The sequence below is a fragment of the Actinomadura luteofluorescens genome (assembly GCF_013409365.1).
GTDB lineage: Bacteria > Actinomycetota > Actinomycetes > Streptosporangiales > Streptosporangiaceae > Spirillospora > Spirillospora luteofluorescens.
The window spans coordinates 9068753-9089198 of sequence record NZ_JACCBA010000001.1; the positions used below are offsets into that span (position 1 = coordinate 9068753).

Below are 20446 nucleotides of genomic sequence, written 5' to 3' on the forward strand. Positions count from 1 at the left end.
TTCGCTTGTGCTAAGTAGTCGCGAGACGGCAGCGTGGTGCGCATGCGACGGATCGATCCGCGGCTGCTCCTGATCGCCGGTGCCGCGTTCATCTCGGTGTCGGCGATCCTGTTCCGGCTGTCCGGCGTCTCGTCTGGGACGGCCGCGTTCTTCCGGTGCGCGCTCGCGCTGCCGGTGCTGGTGCCCCTGGCCCTCTGGGAGCGGCGCCGGACGGGACCGCGGCGCCGCGCCGGGGTCGACGTTATCGCGGGGCTGCTGCTCGGCGCCGACTTCGTGCTGTGGGGCGCGTCGATCGACGGCGTCGGGGCGGGAATCGCGACGGTGCTGGTGAACGTCCAGGTCGCCGTGGTCCCGCTGCTGGCGTTCGCGGTGTTCGGGGAGCGGCCCTCACGGGCCTTCGCGCCGGCCGTGCCGGTGCTGCTGGCCGGGGTCGCGCTGGCCGGCGGCATCGCGGGGCACGGCACGAGCGGGACGGACCCGGTGCTCGGATCGCTGTTCGGCGCGGGTGCCGGGCTGGCCTACGGCGGCTACCTCTTCCTCACCCGCCTCGCCGGGCACGGCCAGGAGCACCGGGCGCAGCCCGTCCTCCTGGCGACGCTGGGCGCGGGGGCGGCCTCCCTCGCGATCGGCGGGCCGTGGCAGGGCGTCGACCTCGCGCCGGGCTGGCCCGCCCTCGGCTGGCTCGCCGTGCTGGCCGTGACGGGACAGGTGTGCGGCTGGATGCTGATCGGCGCGGCGCTGCCCCGCCTCGGCGCCGACGTCGCCGGGGCCCTCCTGCTCCTCCAGCCGGTGCTGGCGGTCGCGCTCGGCGCGGTGATCCTCGGCGAGCGGCCCGCCCTCGCCCAGCTCGCCGGGTGCGGTCTCGTCGTCACCGCGATCCGGCTGGCCGGCAGGGGTAGCGTCTCCCCGCGTGACGACTCCGGAATGGGCCCCCGAGCACGAGGCGACGCCCGAACTGGCGAGCGCGCTGATCGGGCGGAGGTTCCCTGAGCTGCGCGGCGCCCCCGTGGAGCGGCTGGCCACCGGTTGGGACAACACCGTCTTCCTCGTCGGCGGGGACTGGGTGTTCCGCTTCCCGCGCCGGCGGATGGCGATCGGCGGGGTCGAGCGCGAGATCGCGGTGCTGCCCGTCCTCGCGCCCCGGCTGCCGCTGCCGGTGCCCGTGCCGCGTTTCGTCGGGGGGCCGTCGGACGACTTCCCTTGGCCGTTCTGGGGCGCGCGGCGCATCCCGGGCCGCGAACTCGCCGACGTGCGGCCGCCGGACGGGGACCGGGTCGTGCTCGCCGCCGAGACCGGGGCCTTCCTGCGGGCCCTGCACGATCCGGCCCTGGCCCGGGAGGCGGGGAAGGGCCTGCCGGTCGATCCGATGGGGCGCGCCGACCCCGCCGAACGCGCGTCGCGCACCCACGGCCGCCTGGACGCGATCGCCGCGCGAGGGGTGTGGGAACGGGACCCGGCCGTCGGTGAGTTCCTGGCCGCGGCCCAAGGCTGGGCCGCGCCGGGCGGGGAACCGGTGCTCGTCCACGGAGATCTGCACGTCCGGCACCTCCTGCTCACCCCCGGCGGGCGGGCTGCGGGAGTGATCGACTGGGGGGACGTCTGCCTCGGCGCACCGGCCGTCGACCTGTCGCTGGCCTACGCGGGGTTCGAGGGCGCCGCGCGGGAGGCGTTCCTCGCGGAGTACGGGCCGGTGCCGGGGGAGCAGGAGGCCGCCGCGCGCACCCTGGCGCTGAACCTCAGCGCGACGCTGGCCGAGTACGCCGCGTCGACCGGGCGGGAGGCGCTGCTCGCCGAGACCATCGCCGGGATCGGCCGGGCCCTCAGCTGAGGCCGGGGCTCTGGGTGCTCATGTAGACGCGGATCGTGGTGCCGTCCGGACCGGTGTGGACGCGGACCAGGTCGGCCAGGTGGTTGACCATGAGGATGCCGCGGCCGCCGTTCGGGCTCATGTCCGCGGGACGGCGGCCGGCGAGCGGGTCGATGATCGTCCCGGCGTCGCTGACCTCGCAGACCACGTGCCCGTTCTCCGACCAGAGCCGCGCGGTGCCCGAACCGCCGCCGTGCAGGCAGGAGTTGGCGGCCAGCTCGTTCACGGCGAGTTCGAGGTCGCCGACGGCCCCGGTGCCGAGGCCGAACCGCGCCCCCCAGTGGCAGGCGAACTCGCGGACGAGGGGGAGCGCGTCGATGTCGAAGGCCATCGCGACCGCCCCGGCCGACTCGGCCGGCTCGGGCAGCGGCAGGTTGTAGCGGCCGATGACGCGGTGCGGCGCGTAGTCGCCGCTCGGGTGCGGGCCGTACCGGTCGATCACGACCGGATGGGTGGCGCGGGCGTCGGCGATCGCCACCGGGTCCAGCCGGGCCACGTCGTAGGGGCACAGGATCGTCGCCTCGTGCCCCGCGAAGGCCAGGTTGATCAGCGCCTCGTGCTGGGCGCAGGCGGGGTACTCGGTCGCCGAGCGGCCGGGCCAGACCGGCTCGCCGATGATCCGCACCCGGCCTCCGGCGTGCCGGTCGGCGAAGTGCCGCAGCACCCCCGGGATGATCCGTCCGGGGTTGCGGCCCGCCTCCGCCATGTCGACCCAGGTCACCTGGCCGGCCGCCGCGCCGAGGGCGCCCTTCAGCTGGGCCGTGCGGGGGCCGGGGACCGCCACGGCCACCGGCTCGCCCGCGTCGAGGCCGGCGCGGACGAACGGCACCGTGCCCGCGAGGTACTCCGAGTCGCCGCGGTAGAAGAGCGCGGGGTGGACGAACGCGTCCTCGCGTGCCACGCCCGTTCCGCCGGGCCTGAGGCTCATCGTTCGGTCGCTCCGTCCGGTGCCGCCGTCTCGTGCATTCGACCGAGAATACGCGCAGGAAGGAAGCCGTACGAGCAGGGCCATGCGGACATCCCCCGAGGTCAGCCGATCTGATCTTCCGATCCAGCGGTACCCGCGAGGCGCCCTCTGAAAACAGACAATATCCGGACCAATCGCGCCCGGGGCCGCCGCGCCGCCCGCCCGCCACCATGTGACCGGGAGGTCATCAGCCGGGCAGGAGGACCGCGTCGACGACGTCGGTCAGCCGCCCGCGCACGCGGTAGGCGGCGCGCTGCCGCTCCGCGCCCGTCCCGCCGGCGGCGGCCAGGCGCCGCACCCCGCGGGCGACGGCGGCGAGGTCGCCGGTGCCGCGCAGCGCGGGCAGCACGTGCGCGAGCAGTTCCCCGGCCAGCTCGCCGAAGCTCGCGGACCGTCCCGTGCGCACGTCCAGGCCCCGCCCGCCCAGACCGTGCCGCGCCGCGAGCCAGTAGGCCGCGCGCAGCATCTCGGGGGGCGGTTCGGGCGCCCGCTCGCCGGCGTCCACCGCGTCGGACGACACCTGCACCAGTGCCCGGACCAGCGCGGCGAACTCCGACGCCTCGCCGGCCGTCGGGGCGACGTCCGCGAGCCGGACCTCGATCGTGGGCAGCCGCGCCGACGGCCGGACGTCCCAGAAGATCGTCCCGGAGTCCATGAGGGCGCCGCATTCGAGCAGCGCCCCGACGAGGTCGTCGTAGTGGCCGGCCGACGCGAAGTAGGGCGGAGGCCCCGCCACCGGCCACCGCGCCCAGGTCAGCGCCCGCCAGCAGGCGTGGCCGGTGTCGCGTCCCGCCCAGTACGGCGAGTTCGCCGCCAGGGCCAGCAGCGTCGGCAGCCAGGGGCGCAGGTGGTTGCTGACCTGGACGGCGCGCTCGCGGTCCGGCATCTCGACGTGCACGTGGCACGAGCAGATGCTCTGCTCGTCGTCCAGGCCGCGGTAGACGGCGAGGCTCTCGGCGTAGCGGGCGCCGCGCTCGATCGGGGCCGGCACGAGGTCCCCGAGCACGGGGGTCCCGGTCGCCGCGAGCCGGACGCCCTCGGCCGCCGCGGCGGCGGCCATCACCGCCCGCATCGAGCGGACCTGCTCGGCGAGCTTGTCCAGGTCGTCGCACGGGGAGGTCTTGGCCTCGGCGAGGTAGGCGACCAGCTCGGTCGAGGCGCGCTCGCCCAGCGCCGCGCCCGCCCGGCGCACCACGGCGGCGGCACGGGGGACGACCTCCCGGGAGACGGGATCGACGACGAAGTACTCTTCCTCGATTCCGAATCGCAGGGCCATCCCACCACCTCGGGCTCGGGCCTTCGAAGCTACGTCGCCGCGGCGCCGCGCGCACCTGCCGGGCGGTCCGGAATAGGCGTAAAGGGATCTCTTTGACCTCTTTTGACCCTGCGCCCAGCGGGCACTGGCCCCGGAGACCCGGTGGAAGGAAAGGGGGTGAGATCAGATGCCCGGATCGACTCCCGTCGGCGTGCTCCTCATCCTGCTCGCCGTCGCCGTGTTCGTCCTGGCGGGGCTGTTCTACCTCGGCGACAAGCGCGACGGCCCGCCCAACGGCTCGGACCGCGGCCGCTGAGACGGGCCGTCGGCGCGTGCCGCGCGGGCCCTCGGGTTCCTCAGGGGCCGGGGTCCACGAAGTACATCGACAGCGCGATGAGGTGCGTGACGACGACCACGCCGATGCCGAAGAAGAACAGCATCTTGGCGGGGCCGTGCGGGAAGACGGTGCCCGGCTTGAGCGGTCCGCGCTCGCGCTGCCGCGCGGCGATCCGCTCCTCGATCGGAGGCCGGCCGAACATCGCTAGCCCCGGGGCTCGTCGACCACGACGTCGGTCATGATGTCGACGGCGAGCGCGATGATGCCGCCGATCGCGACGACCGCGGCGCCCACTCCGAACACGATCCAGTCCGGGCCCAGGGTGATGCCGACGCCGCCGATGGCGAAACCGATGAAGATGATGGCCACGGCGACCCAGGACTTGGGGCGCCCGGCGTGGCTGCCAGTCGACATGCGTTCGTCTTTCCTCTTCGTGGTTCGGCGGTCGGGCGGGATTCGGGGGATGGGGCTACGACGCCGAACTCTAGCAACGCCCCTAGCCACGGGGCCTTCGGGGGTACCCGAAGATCGCCCCGTGGCCGGGGAGCGGCCGCCGCGGGGCGGGACGGATCAGACGAAAGCCCCCATACCGGTCGCCGCGCGCCCGACGATCAGCGTGTTGATCTCCCGGGTGCCCTCGTAGGAGTAGAGCGCCTCGGCGTCGGCGACGAACCGGCCGATGCCGTAGTCCAGGACGATCCCGTTGCCCGCCATCAGCTCGCGCGCCCAGCCGACCGCCTCGCGCATGCGGCTGGTGCAGTAGGCCTTGGCGAGCGCGGAGTGCTCGTCGCGGTAGAGGCCCTCGTCCTGGAGCTGGGCGAGGCGCACCACCATGCCGAGCGAGGCGGTGGCGTTGCCGAGCATCCTGACCAGGAGGTCCTGGACGAGCTGGAACTTGGCGATCGGCCGCCCGAACTGCTCGCGCTCCACCGCGTAGTCGCGGGCGATCTCGTAGGCGGCGAGCATCACCCCGACGGCCTGCCAGGCGACGCCGCTGCGGGTCTGGCGCAGGATCGCGGCGGTGTCGCGGAAGCCGCCGGCCCCGGCCAGCCGGTCGGACTCGGGGACGCGGCAGTCCTCCAGGAGGATGTCGGCGTTCTGCACGGTCCGCAGCGCGATCTTGTTCTCGATCCGGGTCGCGGTGAACCCGGGCGTGCCCTTGGCGACCACGAACCCCTTCACCTGGTCGTCGGCCTCGTCCCTGGCCCACACGACCGTGTGGTCGGCGAAGGTGGCGTTGCCGATCCAGCGCTTGGCGCCGTTCAGCACCCAGTGGTCGCCGTCGCGCCGCGCCGTGGTGCGCAGGCCCAGCGCGACGTCCGAGCCCCCGTCCGGTTCGGTGAGCGCGAACGCGCCGATCCTCTCCATCCGCCCCATCGCGGGGAGCCACCGCTCGCGCTGCTCCGGGGAGCCGCACCGTCCGATGCTGCCCATCGCGAGCCCGGCGTGCACGCCGAAGAACGTCGCCATGGACGGGTCCACGCGGGCCATGTCCATCGCGAGGAACCCGGTGAGCAGGCTGCTCGGCTTGTCGCCCGGGCACTCGTCGTAGGCCAGGCCGGCGACGCCGAGCTCCCCGTACTGCGGGATCAGGTCGAACGGAAACTCAGCCCGCGCCCAGCAGTCGTTGGCGATCGGCGCGACCTTCGCCTCCAGGAAGCCGCGCACCCTCCCGAGGATCTCCTTCTCCCGCCCGTCGAGGAGTTCCTGCATGTGGTAGAGGTCGCCGGGGAGTGGTTCCAGGGTCATGACCACCCCCCTTCCCGGACGGCGCACCCCTAACCGGGCGCCCCGCCGCGCGCCGTGTTCTGGTCAGCGGGACCCGGTTTCGAGCCGGATTCGGCCGCTCACCTACGATCCAGGGCATGACGGTGCCGCCTGAGGAACTCGAACTGGCCGCCGCCTTCCCCACGGCCGACCGCGACCGGTGGCGGGAGATGGTGAAGGGCGTGCTGCGCAAGTCCGGCGCGGCGAGCGAGGACACCCCCCTCGACGAGATCGAGGGCCTGCTGACCCGGGACTCCTACGACGGAGTGCCGATCGCCGCGCTCTACACGCGCGACGACGCGCCGCCGGGACGTCCCGGGCTGGCCCCCTGCGTGCGCGAGGTGCGCCCCGACGGCGAGGGCATCGCAGGATGGGACGTCCGGCAGCGGCACGCCCACCCCGACCCCGCCGTCACCCGCGAGGCGATCCTCGCCGACCTGGAGAACGGCGCCACCTCCGTCTGGCTGCGGCTCGGCGAGGGCGGCCTGCCCGTGGCCGCGCTCCCCGAGGCGCTACGCGGCGTCCTGCTGGACCTGGCCCCCGTGGTCCTGGACGCGGGAGCGTCCGCGGGCGAGGCCGCGGAGGCGTTCCTGGCCCTGGTCGCCGAGCGCGGGAACGCGGCTGCCGCGTCCGGCAACCTCGGCGCCGACCCGCTCGGCCTCGCGGCGCGCACCGGCACGCCCGGTTCGCTGGACGAGGCCGCCGCGCTCGCCGTCCGCTGCGTCCGCGAGTTCCCCCGGCTGCGCGCGGTCGTCGCCGACGGCACCCCCTACCACGACGCGGGCGGCGGCGACGCCGACGAACTGGGCGCCGCGGTCGCCGCCGGCGTCGCGTACCTGCGCGCACTGACCGGCGCCGGGCTGAGCGTGGACGAGGCGTTCGGGCAGATCGAGTTCCGCCTCGCCGTCAACGCGGACCAGTTCTCCTCCATCGCCAAGCTCCGCGCGGCGCGCCGCCTGTGGGCCCGGGTGGCGGAGGTCAGCGGCGCCGCCGAGGGCACCGTCGCGCGCGTCCACGCGGTCACCTCGTCGGCGATGATGACGCGGCGCGACCCGTGGGTGAACATGCTGCGCACCACCATCGCGACGTTCGCCGCCGGGGTCGGCGGCGCGGACGCGGTCACCGTCCAGCCGTTCGACGCCCGGCTCGGCCTGCCCGACGGCTTCGCCCGCCGCATCGCCCGCAACACCCAGACGCTGCTGCTGGAGGAGTCGAGCCTCGCCCGCGTCGTCGACCCGGCGGGCGGCTCCTGGTACGCCGAGAGCCTGACGGAGGGCCTCGCCCAGGCCGCCTGGGCCTGGTTCACCGAGATCGAGCGGGCCGGGGGCCTGGCCGCCGCGCTCGACTCGGGCCTCGTCGCCCGCCGCCTCGCCGCCACCTGGGAGCGGCGCCGCGAGGACATCGCCCGCCGCAAGGCGCCGCTCACCGGCGTCAGCGAGTTCCCCGACCTCGCGGAGACGCCGCCGCGGCGCGACCCGGCGCCGCCGGCGCCCGGCGGCGGGCTCCCGGTCGTCACGTACGCGCAGGACTTCGAGGCCCTGCGCGACCGCTCCGACGCCCACGCCGAGGCAGCCGGCGCCCGTCCGAAGGTCTTCCTCGCCACGCTCGGGCCGATCGCCGTCCACACGGCGCGCGCGTCGTTCGCCGCCAACCTCTTCCAGGCGGGCGGGATCGAGACGGTGACGGGCGCCCCCGAGGAGTTCGGGACGTCCGGCGCCGCGGTCGCCTGCATCTGCTCCAGCGACGCCCTCTACGAGGAGCGGGCCGCGGACGCCGCGCGGGTTCTGCGCGAGGCGGGTGCGGTGAAGGTCTGGCTGGCGGGTAAGGGAACCTACGAGGGGGTCGACGACCGCGTGCACGCGGGATGCGACGCGATCGAGGTGCTGGAGACCACCCTCCGAGATCTGGGAGTGAACGAATGATCCCCGACTTCACCGAGGTCGACCTCGGGACGGCGCCCCCCGCCGACGAGGCCGCCAAGCGGTGGCGCGCCGCGGTCGAGGGCGCCACCGGCGCCGACCCCGAGGCCCAGACCTGGGACACCCCGGAGGGCATCGGCGTCAAGCCCCTCTACACCGGCGATGACCTGGCCGGGCTCGACTTCCTCGGCACCTATCCGGGGATCGCGCCGTTCCTGCGCGGCCCCTACCCGGCGATGTACGCGACCCAGCCGTGGACGATCCGGCAGTACGCCGGCTTCTCCACCGCCGAGGAGTCCAACGCCTTCTACCGCCGCAACCTCGCCGCCGGGCAGAAGGGCCTGTCGGTGGCGTTCGACCTGGCCACGCACCGCGGCTACGACTCCGACCACCCCCGCGTGGCCGGCGACGTGGGCATGGCCGGGGTCGCGATCGACTCCATCTACGACATGCGGCAGCTCTTCGACGGCATCCCGCTGGACCGGATGAGCGTGTCGATGACCATGAACGGCGCCGTCCTGCCCGTCCTCGCGCTCTACATCGCCGCCGCGCAGGAGCAGGGGGTGGAGCCGGAGGCGCTCGCGGGGACCATCCAGAACGACATCCTCAAGGAGTTCATGGTCCGCAACACCTACATCTACCCGCCGCAGCCGTCCATGCGGATCATCTCCGACATCTTCGCGTTCACCTCGCAGCGGATGCCGAAGTACAACTCCATCTCGATCTCCGGCTACCACATCCAGGAGGCCGGAGCCACCGCCGACCTGGAGCTCGCCTACACGCTCGCCGACGGCGTCGAGTACATCCGCGCCGGCCGCGAGGCGGGCCTCGACATCGACGCGTTCGCGCCGCGCCTGTCGTTCTTCTGGGCGATCGGGATGAACTTCTTCATGGAGGTCGCCAAGCTCCGCGCCGCGCGGCTGCTGTGGGCGCGGCTGGTGAAGACGTTCGACCCGCGCAACCCCAAGTCGCTGTCGCTGCGGACGCACTCGCAGACGTCCGGCTGGTCGCTGACCGCGCAGGACGCGTTCAACAACGTCGCCCGGACCTGCGTCGAGGCCATGGCCGCCACGCAGGGCCACACCCAGTCCCTGCACACCAACGCGCTGGACGAGGCGCTCGCGCTACCGACCGACTTCTCGGCCCGCATCGCCCGCAACACCCAGCTCGTCCTGCAGCAGGAGTCCGGGACGACCCGCACCATCGACCCCTGGGGCGGCAGCGCCTACGTCGAGCGGCTGACCTACGACCTCGCCCGCCGGGCCTGGGGCCACATCACCGAGGTCGAGCAGGCCGGTGGCATGGCCAAGGCGATCGACGAGGGGCTGCCCAAGCTGCGCATCGAGGAGGCCGCCGCCCGCACCCAGGCGCGCATCGACTCCGGGCGGCAGCCCGTCATCGGCGTCAACAAGTACCGGCCCGACGTCGAGCAGGAGATCGAGGTCCTCAAGGTCGACAACGCCTCCGTGCGCGCGCAGCAGATCGACAAGCTGCGCCGGCTGCGCGAGGAGCGCGACGAGACCGCGACGCGGGGCGCGCTGGAGGCGCTCACCCGTGCCGCCGAGGCCGCCGAGGACGGCACCCGCCCGCGGGGGCTGGAGCACAACCTGCTCGCCCTCGCCATCGACGCCGCCCGGGCCAAGGCCACCGTCGGCGAGATCTCCGACGCGCTGGAGAGGGCCTACGGGCGCCACGCGGCGCAGATCCGTACGATCTCCGGTGTGTACCGGGAGGAGGCGGGACGGGTGACGGGCATCGAGAGGGCGCGCGCCGCGACCGCCGCGTTCGAGGAGGCCGAGGGCCGCCGCCCCCGCATCCTCGTGGCCAAGATGGGGCAGGACGGACACGACCGCGGCCAGAAGGTGATCGCGACCGGGTTCGCCGACCTCGGCTTCGACGTCGACGTGGGCCCGCTGTTCCAGACCCCCGGCGAGGTGGCCCTGCAGGCCGTCGAGGCCGACGTGCACATCGTCGGCGTCAACTCGCTCGCCGCCGGCCATCTGACGCTGGTCCCCGCGCTGCGCGAGGAGCTGGCCGCGCTGGGCCGCGACGACATCATGATCGTCGTCGGCGGCGTCATTCCGCCCGGCGACTTCGAGGAGCTGCGCGCGGCCGGCGCCTCGGCGATCTTCCCGCCCGGCACGGTCCTGGCGGACGCCGCGGTCGGCCTGCTGGAGGAGCTCACCGCCGCGCTCGGGCACGGCGCGCCCGAGCGCGCCTGAGGAGCGGGGCGGGAGTGACGAGGGAAGGCGGCGCCGAGGGGCGCCCGGCGGGCGTGCGGGGAGCGCCGTGAGCGCGCCGGGCCTCGACGACTACGCGGCCGGGGTGCGGGACGGGTCGCGGGCGTGGATCGCGCGGGCGATCACGCTCGTGGAGTCGGCCCGCCCGGACCACAGGGAGCTGGCGCAGAAACTGCTGGTCGAGCTGACCCCGCATGCCGGGAACGCCCGTCGCGTCGGGATCACCGGGGTGCCCGGGGTCGGCAAGTCCACGTTCATCGACGCGCTCGGCACCCGGCTGACGGGGGAGGGGCACCGGGTCGCGGTCCTCGCCGTGGACCCGTCCTCCACCCGGACGGGCGGCAGCATCCTCGGCGACAAGACCCGGATGCACCGGCTCGCCACCGATCCGGCCGCGTTCATCCGCCCCTCGCCCACCGCCGGGACGCTGGGCGGCGTCGCGAAGGCCACCCGCGAGGCGATGGTGGTCATGGAGGCGGCGGGGTTCGACGTCGTCCTGGTCGAGACGGTCGGTGTCGGGCAGTCCGAGACGGCCGTCGCCGAGATGGTCGACTCCTTCCTGTTCCTCACCCTCGCCCGCACCGGCGACCAGCTCCAGGGGATCAAGAAGGGCGTCCTGGAGCTGGCCGACGTCATCGCGGTGAACAAGGCCGACGGCGAGCACCGGAGAGAGGCCGAGCGCGCCGCCCGCGAGCTGGCGGGCGCGCTGCGGCTGCTGCGCAGCGACGAGCGCGTCCGCGCCACCCCGGTCCTGACGTGCAGCGCCAAGGAGGGCACCGGGCTGGAGGAGGTGTGGGGCGCGCTGGTCGAGCACCAGGACCGGCTCCGCGAGACCGGCGAGCTGGAAGCCCGGCGCCGCCGCCAGCAGGTCGGCTGGACGTGGGCGCTGGTGCGCGAGCGGCTGCTGTCCGACCTGCGCGGGCATCCCGGCGTCCGGGACGCCGCGCCCGGTCTGGAGCGGGAGGTCGCCGAGGGGACGCTGACCCCCGCCCTGGCCGCCGAGCGCCTCCTGGAGGTGTTCTCGCGGGACCGCTGAAGGGGTTCCGTATGTCCGAAACCTTGGGTTGTCCCAGGTCCCGGTCGCGGCGCACGGGGATCAGGTAGAAAAGTCGGATGGACGTCATCGCGCTCGATGATCCGACGGACGCGCAGATCCGGGGGTGGCACGCGGTGCTCGCCGCCGTCCACGCGGCCGAGCCGGACGGCGACCCCGCGCCCGACCCGGAGGGGACGGCGCGGCTGCTGCTCGGCGCGGAGGCCGGCGCGCGGCAGCGGCTGTGGGCGGCGGCCGCCGGCGGACGCGGCGCGGGCGGCGCCCTGGCCGCGGTGGCGGCGCTGCGGTTGCCCGGCGAGCCGGGCGCCGACCGTCCCGGCGAGGTCGACATCCAGGTCCGCCCCGAGCACCGGCGGCGCGGGCTCGGCGCCCGGCTCCTCGCCGCGGCCGCGCAGGGGCTGCGCGAGGACGGCCGCTCCAGCGTGATCGCGCAGGTCCTCGCGGGCACCCCGGCCGTTCCCTTCCTGGAGTCGCACGGTTTCGAGTGCGTGCTGACCCTGCGCGGCATGCTGCTGCGGCTGGAGGACGTCCCCGCCGAGCGCGTGGCGCGGCTGCTGGCCGAGGCGCCCGCCGGCTACCGGCTCGCGCGCTGGCGGGGGGCGGTGCCGGACGAGCACGCCGAGGCCCTCGCCCGCGCCAAGCACGCCATGGCCGACTTCGCCGAGTACGAGGGGACGCCCTGGGACGCGCACCGCGTCCGCGAGATGGCCGAGATCGTCGCCAAGCGCGGTGACGACCTCTACACGGTCGCTGCACTGTCGGGCGACGTCATCGCCGGGTTCACCGAGGTCGTGGTGCCGGCGGGGTGCGCCGGGCGCGCGGCGCAGTACGACACGGCGGTGCTGCCCGAACACCGCGGCAGGCGGCTCGGCATCTGGGTGAAGGCGGCGATGCTGCGCTGGCTGGGGGAGGAGTGCCCCGGCGTACGGGAAATCGAAACGGACAATTCCGGCGACAACGCCCACATGATCGCGGTGAACGAGGAGCTCGGCTTCCGCCTGGAGCGCGAGTCCCTGGAGTACCAGGCCGCGGTGTCCGCCCTCCCCGCCTCCGGTCGCTGACCGGAAAACACGTTGCCCCCGCGGCCCGCCGCTGGGCATTCTCATGGAGGTCTTCCGGGAAATGCCCGGAAGGCGGAGAATTGCCGAAGCATTTCCTCGTAGTTCAACGGCAGAACGCCGCACTGTTAATGCGGATATCCAGGTTCGAATCCTGGCGGGGGAGCGGCACGGGCCAGGGAGGTGACGCGGTGAACGTGCTCGTCCTGAACGCGTCGTACGAACCCATGCAGAGGGTCGATCTGCGGCACGCCATCCGGATGCTGGTGCGCGAGGTGGCCGTGGTCGAGGAGGCGGAGGAGGGCCGCACCTTCGGTCGCTTCCCGGTCCCGCGCGTCCTGCGGCTCGTTCGCTATGTCGCGATGCGCTGGAGGCACGGCAGGCGCCCGCCCTGGAGCAAGCGCGGCGTGTACCTGCGCGACGGGGGCCGCTGCTGCTACTGCGGCAAGCGCGGCAACACGATCGACCACGTCCACCCGCAGTCCCGCGGCGGGGCCGACACCTGGGAGAACACCGTCCTGGCGTGCGGCAGGTGCAACAACCGCAAGGGGGACCGGACGCTCGCCGAGGCGGGGCTGCGGCTGCCGTCGCCGCCGCGGGTGCCGCGCTGGGAGGAGCTCGTCGGGCCGTGACGGGGGCCGCCGGATCGGCCCGGCGCCGCCGGGGGAGGGGCCGGACCGCATCGCGCGGTCCGGCCCCTGGCCGTTCGCGGCGGCGCCGTCCGGTAGCCGCGCGTGACTCTATGTGTTTTGTGGAGCTTGTGAGGAAAATAGGGCGATTGTGGTAATGTGCCGCCAATCTTGAGCTTTGTTATCTAGGAGAGATCTGTGGCGGCCCTCGATCCCCCCGGCAGAACGCCGCGCCCTCCGCGCGGGCGCGCAGCGGCGAAGCGCCTCGCGGCGCTGGCCCTCGCGGCGGGCGTCTCGGCGGCCCTGCCGCCGGTGTCCGGGAGCGCGGCGGCACTCCCGGAGCGGCCGAAGGACCTGAAGAAGGAGTACGCCAAGCTCAAGGCGCGCTCGGAGAAGCTCTCCAAGGAGTACCGGGGCGAGCTCGTCTCCCTCGAGGAGGCGAAGAAGGCCGCCGAGCGCGCGGGCGCGGACGCGACCAGGGCCGGCCGCGAGTACGACGCCGCCCGGATCGACGTGGCCCGCCTGGCGGCCGGCACCTACATGACCGGCCGCCTCGACGTGATCCCGATGATCTCCTCGGCGGAGCCGGGCGCCGCCGTCCACGACGCCGCCGTGGTCGAGCACATCAGCCGCAACAACGGCCGCCGCATCCAGAGCCTGGAGGCGCTGAACACCAGGGCGGTCCAGTCGGAGGCGACGGCCCGCAAGAAGCTGGACGCGGTCAAGAAGGAGATCGACGACCTGGAGGGCCAGCGCGCCCGCGTCAAGAAGCTGCTCGTCAAGTACAAGCCGGAGACGACCCGCACCACCGTGCCCGGCGGCGGCGGCCGCCCGGACGGGGCGAGCGGCACGAAGTCCCCGATCGTCGGCAACTCGATGACCGCGCGGATGCGCACCGTGCTGCTGGAGATCGACGGGAAGTTCGGCGCCTTCCCGACCATCGGGTGCTCGCGCCCCGGCGACCCGCAGGACCACGGCTCGGGCCGGGCCTGCGACTTCATGGAGAGCACCGGCGGCAAGATGCCGAGCGCCTCCGCCCAGGCGCACGGCGACCGCGTCGCCCAGTACGTGATCGACAACGCGTCCCGCCTCGGCATCAAGTACGTCATCTGGAAGCAGCGCATCTACGACATGCGCGGCAGCGGCGGCTGGAGCCAGATGGAGGACCGCGGCAGCGTCACCCAGAACCACTTCGACCACGTCCACGTCTCGGTGCTCTGACGCGCCCGCGCTTCCCGGCGCGGGCGCCGGGACGCCGCTCGGGCGTCCTCACCCGTCGCCGAGCTCGACGACGGCCGACTCGCGCGCGGAGCGGGCGGCGGCCTCGATGACCTCCAGCCCGGTGATCGCCTCGGCGAGGGTGACCGGCGGCGGCGCGCCGTCCCGCAGCGTGCGCAGGACGCTCGCGTAGAAGTCGTGGTAGGCCCCGGCGGCCGTGGGCTCGGGGGTCTCGTGTCCGGGTGTGCCGAGCAGGCCGCTGGATCCGGGCGGCGCGATGCCGTAGCCGGGGTCCTTGGGGGTGAGGCCCGCGCGGAGCTGCTCCTCCTGGACGTCCATGCCCGAGACCGCGTACGCCGCGCGGCTGCCGAGGACGCGGAAGCGCGGGCCCTGGTGGGCGGCGGTGGCGCTCATCCAGAGGTGCGACCGGGCGCCGCCCGGGTGGGCCAGGGCCACGAACACGTCGTCGGGGGCCGCGGCTCCCGGGCGGCGGGTGTCGATCTCGGCGTAGACCCGCTCCGGCGGGCCGAGCAGCGCGATCGCCTGGTCGACCAGGTGGGACCCGAGGTCGAACAGGATGCCGCCGGCGTCGCGGGGGTCGGCGCTCTCCTTCCAGCTCTCCTTGACCTCCGGCCGCCAGCGCTCGAAGCGGGACTCCAGGCGCAGGACGTCGCCGAGGGCGCCCGAGGAGGCCAGCCGCCGCACCGTCTGGAAGTCGCCGTCCCAGCGGCGGTTGTGGAACGGGAAGACCGGCAGCCCCCGGACGGCGCTGAGCGCGGCGAGGGAGCGGGCCTCGGCCGAGGCGGCCGCGACGGGCTTGTCCACCACGACGGGCAGGCCCGAGGTCAGCGCGGTCCGGGCCAGCGGCACGTGCTGCCGGTTGGGGGCGGTGACCACCACCAGGTCGCAGGCGCCCGACGCCCCCCACAGCCGGTCCACGCTGTCGAGGACCTCGGCCTCCGGGTACCGCTCGCGCACCGCCCGCTGCCGTTCCGGGGAGCCGGTCACGACCGCGGCCAGCCGCATCCCCGGCACCGACGAGATCAGCGGGGCGTGGAACACCGAGCCGCCGGTGCCGTATCCGATCAGGGCAACACGCAGGTCCATGACTCGATCATGACCGATGGCGCGGCGGCGGCCGGGCGGCGGGGGCCCCGATGGGCCGGTCCGGGCCCGCACGGCGGCGCCGGTTCCACGTAGGCTTTCGTACGGGTTGTGTTGGATCGAGGGGGGCATGTTGCCGAAACCAGTGCTGCTGACGGTCGACGACGACCCGGGAGTGTCCCGGGCCGTGGCGCGGGACCTTCGTCGCCGGTACGCCGAGACGTACCGGATCGTGCGCGCCGAGTCGGGCGGGCAGGCCCTGGAGGCGTTGAGCGAACTGCGGCTGCGCGGCGACGACACGGCCGTGCTGCTCGCCGACTACCGGATGCCCGGGATGGACGGCGTGGAGTTCCTGGAACGCGCCATGGACCTGTTCCCGTTCGCGCGCCGGATCCTGCTCACCGCCTACGCCGACACCGACGCGGCGATCCGCGCGATCAACGACGTCGACCTCGACCACTACATGCTGAAGCCGTGGAACCCGCCGGAGGAGAAGTTCTACCCGGTGATCGACGAGCAGCTGGACGCCTGGGCGCGCGTCGACCGGCGCCCGCCGGGCGAGCTGCGGGTGGTCGGGCACCGCTGGTCGTCCCGCTGCTACGAGGTCCGCGACTTCCTGGCCCGCCACCAGGTGCCCTACACCTGGCTGATGGACGGCGACCCCGAGGGCGCCCAGCTGGTCGCGGCGGCCGCGTGCCCGGAGCTGCCGCTGATCGTGACCGCGGACGGGGCGACGCTGTCGGCCCCGTCCGACGCCGAGCTGGCCGCCGCGGTCGGGCTGCCGAGCACCCCGACCGCCGGCTTCTACGACCTGATCGTCGTCGGCGGCGGCCCGTCCGGGCTCGGCGCGGCCGTGTACGGCGCGTCCGAGGGCCTGAAGACGGTGGTCGTGGAGCGCCGCGCCCTCGGCGGCCAGGCCGGGCAGAGCTCCCGCATCGAGAACTACCTCGGCTTCCCCGACGGGGTGAGCGGCGCGCAGCTCGCCGACCGGGCCCGCCGCCAGGCCGACCGGTTCGGCGCCGAGCTGCTGCAGGCCGGCGAGGTCACCGCGCTGGAGTCGCGCGGCACGGCCCGGGTGGCGCGGCTCTCGGACGGCTCGGAGATCGCCGCGCACGCCGTCATCCTGGCCACCGGCGTCTCCTACCGCCGCCTCAACGCGCAGGGCGTGGACGACTTCGTCGGGCGCGGCGTGTACTACGGCGCCGCGCTCACCGAGGCGCCGTCCTGCGCGGACGAGGAGGTCGCCGTCGTCGGCGGCGCCAACTCCGCGGGCCAGGCCGCGGTGCACCTGGCCAAGTACGCCAGGAAGGTGCACATCATCGTCCGGGCCGACGGCCTGGAGAAGTCGATGTCGCACTACCTGGTCGAGCAGATCGCGGCGACGCCCAACATCGAGGTGCACACCGGCAAGACGGTGTGCGCGGCGGAGGGCGCCGACCGGCTGGAGCGGCTCACGTTCGCGTGGCCGGGCGGGAAGAAGACCATCGACGCGCACTGGCTGTTCGTGTTCATCGGCGCGGAACCGGGCACGGGGTGGCTGGACGGCTTCGTCGAGCGCGACGCGCGCGGGTACGTCCTCACCGGGCCCGACCTCGTCGGCGGGGGCCGCCGCCCCGCCGGGTGGCCGCTCGCGCGCCAGCCCTACCACCTGGAGACCAGCGTCCCCGGGGTGTTCGCGGCGGGCGACGTCCGCTCGGAGTCGATGAAGCGGGTGGCGTCCGCGGTCGGCGACGGCGCGATGGCCGTCGCGTTGGTCCACCGTTACCTGGAGCAGGCATGAACACGGCGTCACCGGAGCAGCTGCGGGAGCTGTTCCTCTTCGAGGACCTGGACGACGAGAAGCTCGGCTGGCTGTCGGCCTGCGGGACGGTCGCGGACTACCCCGGCGACGGGATCATCTGCGACCAGGGCGACGCCGCCGAGTTCCTCTACGTGCTGCTCGACGGCGAGATGGTGATGACCCAGAACGTCCGGGGCCACGTGGCGCAGGTCAGCCGCACCGACCGGCCCGGCACCTACGGCGGGGCCGTGCAGGCGTACCTGGGCGACAAGATCGAGCAGAGGTACCAGCACTCGCTGCGCGCGACGCGCCCCACGCGGGTCTTCGTGCTGCCGGCGTACAAGTTCGCCAAGATGGTCCGCAAGTGGTTCCCGATGGCCACGCACCTGCTGGAGGGCGTCTTCTTCGGGATGACCAACGCGCGGCGGGTCGTCGACCAGCGCGAGCGCCTCACCGCGCTCGGCACCATCACCGCGGGCCTCACCCACGAGCTGAACAACCCGGCCGCCGCCGCGGCGCGGGCCAGCGCCGAGCTCGGCGACCGGCTGATCGGCGCGCAGAAGAGCCTCGCCGACCTCGCGGCGCAGGGCGTCGACTGCACCCATCTCAGCGCGCTGGTGTCGCTGCGCCCGGCGCTGCCCGCCTCGCCCGGCGGGCGCCGCAGCCCGCTGGAGGTCAGCGACGCCGAGGACGAGCTGGGCGACTGGCTGGAGGAGCACGGCGTCGGCGACGCCTGGGACCTCGCGCCCGGCCTGGTGGCCGCCGGGATCGGCATCGAGCAGGCCGAGGAGGTCGAGCGGGCGGCGGGCGGCCACCTGCCCGCCGCGATGCGCTGGCTGGCCGAGGTGATGGAGGTGACCCAGCTCCAGGCGGAGATCTCCGAGGCGATGGGCCGCATCACCGCGCTGCTGGACTCGGCCCGCCAGTACTCCCAGCTGGACCGCGCGCCCTACCGGCGCACCGACCTGCGCGAGCTGCTGGACAGCACGCTCACCATGCTCAAGCGCAAGTTCGGGGACGGTGTGACGGTCAAGACCGTCTACGACGAGGCGCTGCCGCCCGTGCCGGTCTACGCGGCCGAGCTGAACCAGGTGTGGACCAACCTGATCGTCAACGCGCTGCAGGCGATGCAGGGCAGCGGCACGCTGACGATCCGCACCGCCCGCGAGGACGACTACGCGCTGGTGGAGATCGCCGACACCGGGATCGGCATCCCCGAGGAGGACCTCGACCGGATCTTCACGCCCTTCTTCACCACCAAGCCGGTGGGGCAGGGCACCGGGCTCGGCCTCGACATCTCCTGGCGCATCGTCGCGGGCCGGCACGGCGGCGACATCCGGGTGGAGTCGCTGCCCGGCGACACCCGGTTCCAGGTCCTGCTGCCGCTCACCGAACCCTCGGAGGAGTCCGCCGGGGAGACCGCTCAGTAGGACTGGAGCTCCAGCAGGTTCCCGCCGGGGTCGCGCAGATGGGCGGTGCGCAGCCCCGGCCCCCACTCGGGGCGGTCTTGCGGCCCGGCCACCTGGACGGCGCCGAGCCCGCGGAGCGTCGCGGCCGCCTCGTCCACGTCGTCCACGCGCAGCACCAGCATCGAGCCGTCCTGCCCGGACGGCGCAGGCAGGCCCGCGGTGCCGACGGCCTTCGCCATCCTGGAGCGCCCCATGACGACCAGGGCGGCCTCGCCCCGCAGGTCCCAGTTCGCGTACTCGGCCTCCGGGATCAGCTTGACCGGGTCGATCCCGTGCAGCGCGCGCAGCGCCGCCTCGTAGAAGCCCGCGCAGGCGCGGAAGTCGTCCACCAGAAGGCGCGGATACAGCGCGTCCATGCCGTCCCCTATTCATGGGTGTTCACCAATGATTGGGGTAACCCTACAATAGGCGGATGGACGAGACCGCCGGACCGCTGCCGCCCCGCCTGCTCGGGATCACCACGTTCGTGCTCGCCCAGGTCGGGCGGGCCGGACGCGTGCGGATGGGCCGGATGATGGACGAGCACGGCCTCGGCCTCTGGCACTTCGCCGTCCTGTCCGCGCTGGACGACGCCGCGCCCGCCTCGCAGCGCGACCTGGGCGCCCGGCTGCGCATCGACCCGAGCGACCTCGTCGAGGTCGTGGGCCGTCTGGAGGGGGCCGGCCTCGTCCGCCGCGAGCGCGACCCGGCCGACCGCCGGCGCTACGTGGTCGAGCTGACCGGGCGGGGCCGCGCGGAACTGGACGAGGTCACCCGCCGCGCGGCCGAGCTGGACGCCGCGCTGCTGGCGCCGCTCACCCCGGATGACCGGGCCGCCTTCGAGCGCATCGCCCGCGTCCTGCTCGCCCACCACGACCCGCGGGCGCGGCCGGGGCGCGCCGAGGCCCCGGCGCCGCCGAGCGCGCCGGGGCCGGGGGACGCGCCGCCTACTCGAAAAGGTCGGGCTGCTCGCGGGTGATCTGGTCGTAGAGGGGCTGGTAGTTGATCCAGCCGACCAGGTCGTTGCCGATCTGCTCGTGGGTCAGGACGGCGTTGTCGTGCTCGATCGGGACGACCTGCCCCGCGGCCTTGGCCAGCAGCTGCACCTGGCAGGAGCGCTCCATTGTGATGAACCACCAGGCGGCGGCGTCCACGGTGTCGCCGACGGTCAGCAGGCCGTGGTTGCGCAGGATGACGGCCTTGTGGCCGCCGAGGGCGGCGGCGATGCGCTTGCCCTCCTCCAGGTCGGTGACGACGCCGGTGTAGTCGTCGAACAGGCCGTGGTCCTGGTAGAACGCGCACACGTCCTGGGTGATGGGCTCCAGCTTCTGGCCGAGCGCCGAGATCGCCCGTCCGTGGGTGGAGTGGCTGTGCGCGGCGGCCACCACGTCCGGGCGCGCCTGGTGCACCTGCGAGTGGATCGCGAACGCCGCCTCGTTGACCGGGTAGCGGCCCTCGACGACCTTGCCCGCGTGGTTGACCAGGATCAGGTCGCTGACCCGGATGTGCTTGAACGACATGCCGAACGGGTTCACCCAGAAATGGTCGGTGCGCTCGGGGTCGCGGGCGGTGATGTGCCCGGCCACGCCCTCCTCGAAGCCGAGCTTGCCGAAGACGCGCAGCGCGGCGGCGAGGCGCTCCTTGCGGTGCCGGCGCTCGTCCGCGACGTCGTCGAACGTGGGCGGCAGCCGGAAGATCAGGTCGGTCGGCAGCTTCTCCAGGAACTCTTCCTCGTCGGACATCGCGCACTCCTCGGGCTCGTCTCCCGACCACCGAACACCATGGCCCCGCCCTCCGGCTAGA

20 protein-coding genes and 1 tRNA gene are annotated in these 20446 nt (G+C 74.2%); 13 read left to right on the forward strand and 8 right to left on the reverse strand.

Annotated elements, in window-relative coordinates; translation table 11 throughout:
- The first annotated feature begins 42 nt into the window (after positions 1–42).
- Together BJY14_RS41705 and BJY14_RS41710 are read left to right on the forward strand one after the other, a co-directional pair.
- Positions 43–990 carry a DMT family transporter gene (locus BJY14_RS41705; protein WP_179848630.1) on the forward strand — a complete coding sequence of 316 codons (948 nt, stop codon included), beginning with the start codon at positions 43–45 and terminating at the stop codon, positions 988–990.
- Positions 911–1828 carry a phosphotransferase gene (locus BJY14_RS41710; protein WP_179848631.1) on the forward strand — a complete coding sequence of 306 codons (918 nt, stop codon included), beginning with the start codon at positions 911–913 and terminating at the stop codon, positions 1826–1828. The genes BJY14_RS41705 and BJY14_RS41710 overlap by 80 nt, the downstream gene beginning before the upstream one ends.
- On the opposite strand, the gene BJY14_RS41715 is transcribed toward BJY14_RS41710, so the two are convergent.
- Entirely contained in the window at positions 1821–2795 is a 975-nt protein-coding gene (locus BJY14_RS41715; RefSeq protein WP_179848632.1) for an anti-sigma factor RsbA family regulatory protein, read from the reverse strand. The two genes, BJY14_RS41710 and BJY14_RS41715, sit on opposite strands and share 8 nt — an antisense overlap.
- A 226-nt stretch (positions 2796–3021) precedes the next feature.
- Entirely contained in the window at positions 3022–4110 is a 1089-nt protein-coding gene (locus BJY14_RS41720) for a carboxylate-amine ligase (protein WP_179848633.1), read from the reverse strand.
- A gap of 166 nt (positions 4111–4276) precedes the next feature.
- On the opposite strand from BJY14_RS41720, the gene BJY14_RS46990 reads away from it, so the two are divergent.
- Complete coding sequence (locus BJY14_RS46990; RefSeq protein WP_258944150.1) at positions 4277–4405, forward strand: hypothetical protein; 129 nt, start codon at positions 4277–4279, stop codon at positions 4403–4405.
- 40 nt (positions 4406–4445) lie between these two features.
- On the opposite strand, the gene BJY14_RS41725 is transcribed toward BJY14_RS46990, so the two are convergent.
- From BJY14_RS41725 to BJY14_RS41735, 3 genes are all read right to left on the reverse strand, one after another.
- Complete coding sequence (locus BJY14_RS41725) at positions 4446–4628, reverse strand: hypothetical protein (protein WP_021600299.1); 183 nt, start codon at positions 4626–4628, stop codon at positions 4446–4448.
- A 2-nt stretch (positions 4629–4630) separates the two neighbouring features.
- Positions 4631–4840, reverse strand: coding sequence for an HGxxPAAW family protein (locus tag BJY14_RS41730; RefSeq protein ID WP_179848634.1), 210 nt, complete (start codon positions 4838–4840; stop codon positions 4631–4633).
- A 156-nt stretch (positions 4841–4996) separates the two neighbouring features.
- The gene (locus tag BJY14_RS41735) at positions 4997–6175 is read right to left on the reverse strand and encodes an acyl-CoA dehydrogenase family protein (RefSeq protein ID WP_179848635.1); all 1179 of its coding nucleotides are present in this window, start codon (positions 6173–6175) and stop codon (positions 4997–4999) included.
- 116 nt (positions 6176–6291) lie between these two features.
- On the opposite strand from BJY14_RS41735, the gene BJY14_RS41740 reads away from it, so the two are divergent.
- The 7 genes from BJY14_RS41740 (at position 6292) to BJY14_RS41770 (ending at position 14314) form a co-directional block, all read left to right on the forward strand.
- On the forward strand, positions 6292–8115 hold the full coding sequence (locus tag BJY14_RS41740) for a methylmalonyl-CoA mutase family protein (RefSeq protein WP_179848636.1): 1824 nt from the start codon (positions 6292–6294) through the stop codon (positions 8113–8115).
- Positions 8112–10334: a methylmalonyl-CoA mutase gene (gene scpA, locus BJY14_RS41745; RefSeq protein WP_179848637.1), complete on the forward strand. Its 2223-nt coding sequence runs from the start codon at positions 8112–8114 to the stop codon at positions 10332–10334. The genes BJY14_RS41740 and scpA overlap by 4 nt, the downstream gene beginning before the upstream one ends.
- 67 nt (positions 10335–10401) lie before the next feature.
- Positions 10402–11388 carry a methylmalonyl Co-A mutase-associated GTPase MeaB gene (meaB, locus tag BJY14_RS41750; RefSeq protein ID WP_179848638.1) on the forward strand — a complete coding sequence of 329 codons (987 nt, stop codon included), beginning with the start codon at positions 10402–10404 and terminating at the stop codon, positions 11386–11388.
- A gap of 77 nt (positions 11389–11465) precedes the next feature.
- Positions 11466–12467, forward strand: a complete 1002-nt coding sequence (locus BJY14_RS41755) for a GNAT family N-acetyltransferase (RefSeq protein ID WP_179848639.1) — start codon at positions 11466–11468, stop codon at positions 12465–12467.
- A gap of 92 nt (positions 12468–12559) precedes the next feature.
- Positions 12560–12630, forward strand: a tRNA-Asn gene (locus BJY14_RS41760).
- Positions 12631–12655: 25 nt separating this feature from the next.
- Positions 12656–13096 (forward strand): HNH endonuclease, encoded by a 441-nt coding sequence (locus tag BJY14_RS41765; RefSeq protein WP_179848640.1) that lies wholly within the window; start codon positions 12656–12658, stop codon positions 13094–13096.
- A gap of 195 nt (positions 13097–13291) precedes the next feature.
- Positions 13292–14314, forward strand: a complete 1023-nt coding sequence (locus BJY14_RS41770) for a coiled-coil domain-containing protein (protein WP_312879726.1) — start codon at positions 13292–13294, stop codon at positions 14312–14314.
- Between the two features lie 48 nt (positions 14315–14362).
- Here BJY14_RS41770 and BJY14_RS41775 read toward each other — a convergent pair whose 3' ends face one another.
- Entirely contained in the window at positions 14363–15418 is a 1056-nt protein-coding gene (locus tag BJY14_RS41775; protein WP_179848641.1) for a Gfo/Idh/MocA family oxidoreductase, read from the reverse strand.
- 127 nt (positions 15419–15545) lie between these two features.
- Between BJY14_RS41775 and BJY14_RS41780 the strand changes: the two genes are divergently transcribed.
- Positions 15546–17195, forward strand: coding sequence for an NAD(P)/FAD-dependent oxidoreductase (locus BJY14_RS41780; protein ID WP_179848642.1), 1650 nt, complete (start codon positions 15546–15548; stop codon positions 17193–17195).
- Complete coding sequence (locus tag BJY14_RS41785) at positions 17192–18625, forward strand: ATP-binding protein (protein WP_179848643.1); 1434 nt, start codon at positions 17192–17194, stop codon at positions 18623–18625. Before BJY14_RS41780 ends, BJY14_RS41785 begins: the two co-directional genes overlap by 4 nt.
- On the opposite strand, the gene BJY14_RS41790 is transcribed toward BJY14_RS41785, so the two are convergent.
- Positions 18619–19020: a VOC family protein gene (locus BJY14_RS41790; protein ID WP_179848644.1), complete on the reverse strand. Its 402-nt coding sequence runs from the start codon at positions 19018–19020 to the stop codon at positions 18619–18621. The genes BJY14_RS41785 and BJY14_RS41790 overlap by 7 nt on opposite strands.
- Before the next feature lie 56 nt (positions 19021–19076).
- On the opposite strand from BJY14_RS41790, the gene BJY14_RS41795 reads away from it, so the two are divergent.
- Complete coding sequence (locus BJY14_RS41795) at positions 19077–19622, forward strand: MarR family winged helix-turn-helix transcriptional regulator (RefSeq protein ID WP_179848645.1); 546 nt, start codon at positions 19077–19079, stop codon at positions 19620–19622.
- On the opposite strand, the gene BJY14_RS41800 is transcribed toward BJY14_RS41795, so the two are convergent.
- Positions 19591–20385: a class II aldolase/adducin family protein gene (locus BJY14_RS41800; protein WP_179848646.1), complete on the reverse strand. Its 795-nt coding sequence runs from the start codon at positions 20383–20385 to the stop codon at positions 19591–19593. The two genes, BJY14_RS41795 and BJY14_RS41800, sit on opposite strands and share 32 nt — an antisense overlap.
- Between the last annotated feature and the right edge of the window lie 61 nt (positions 20386–20446).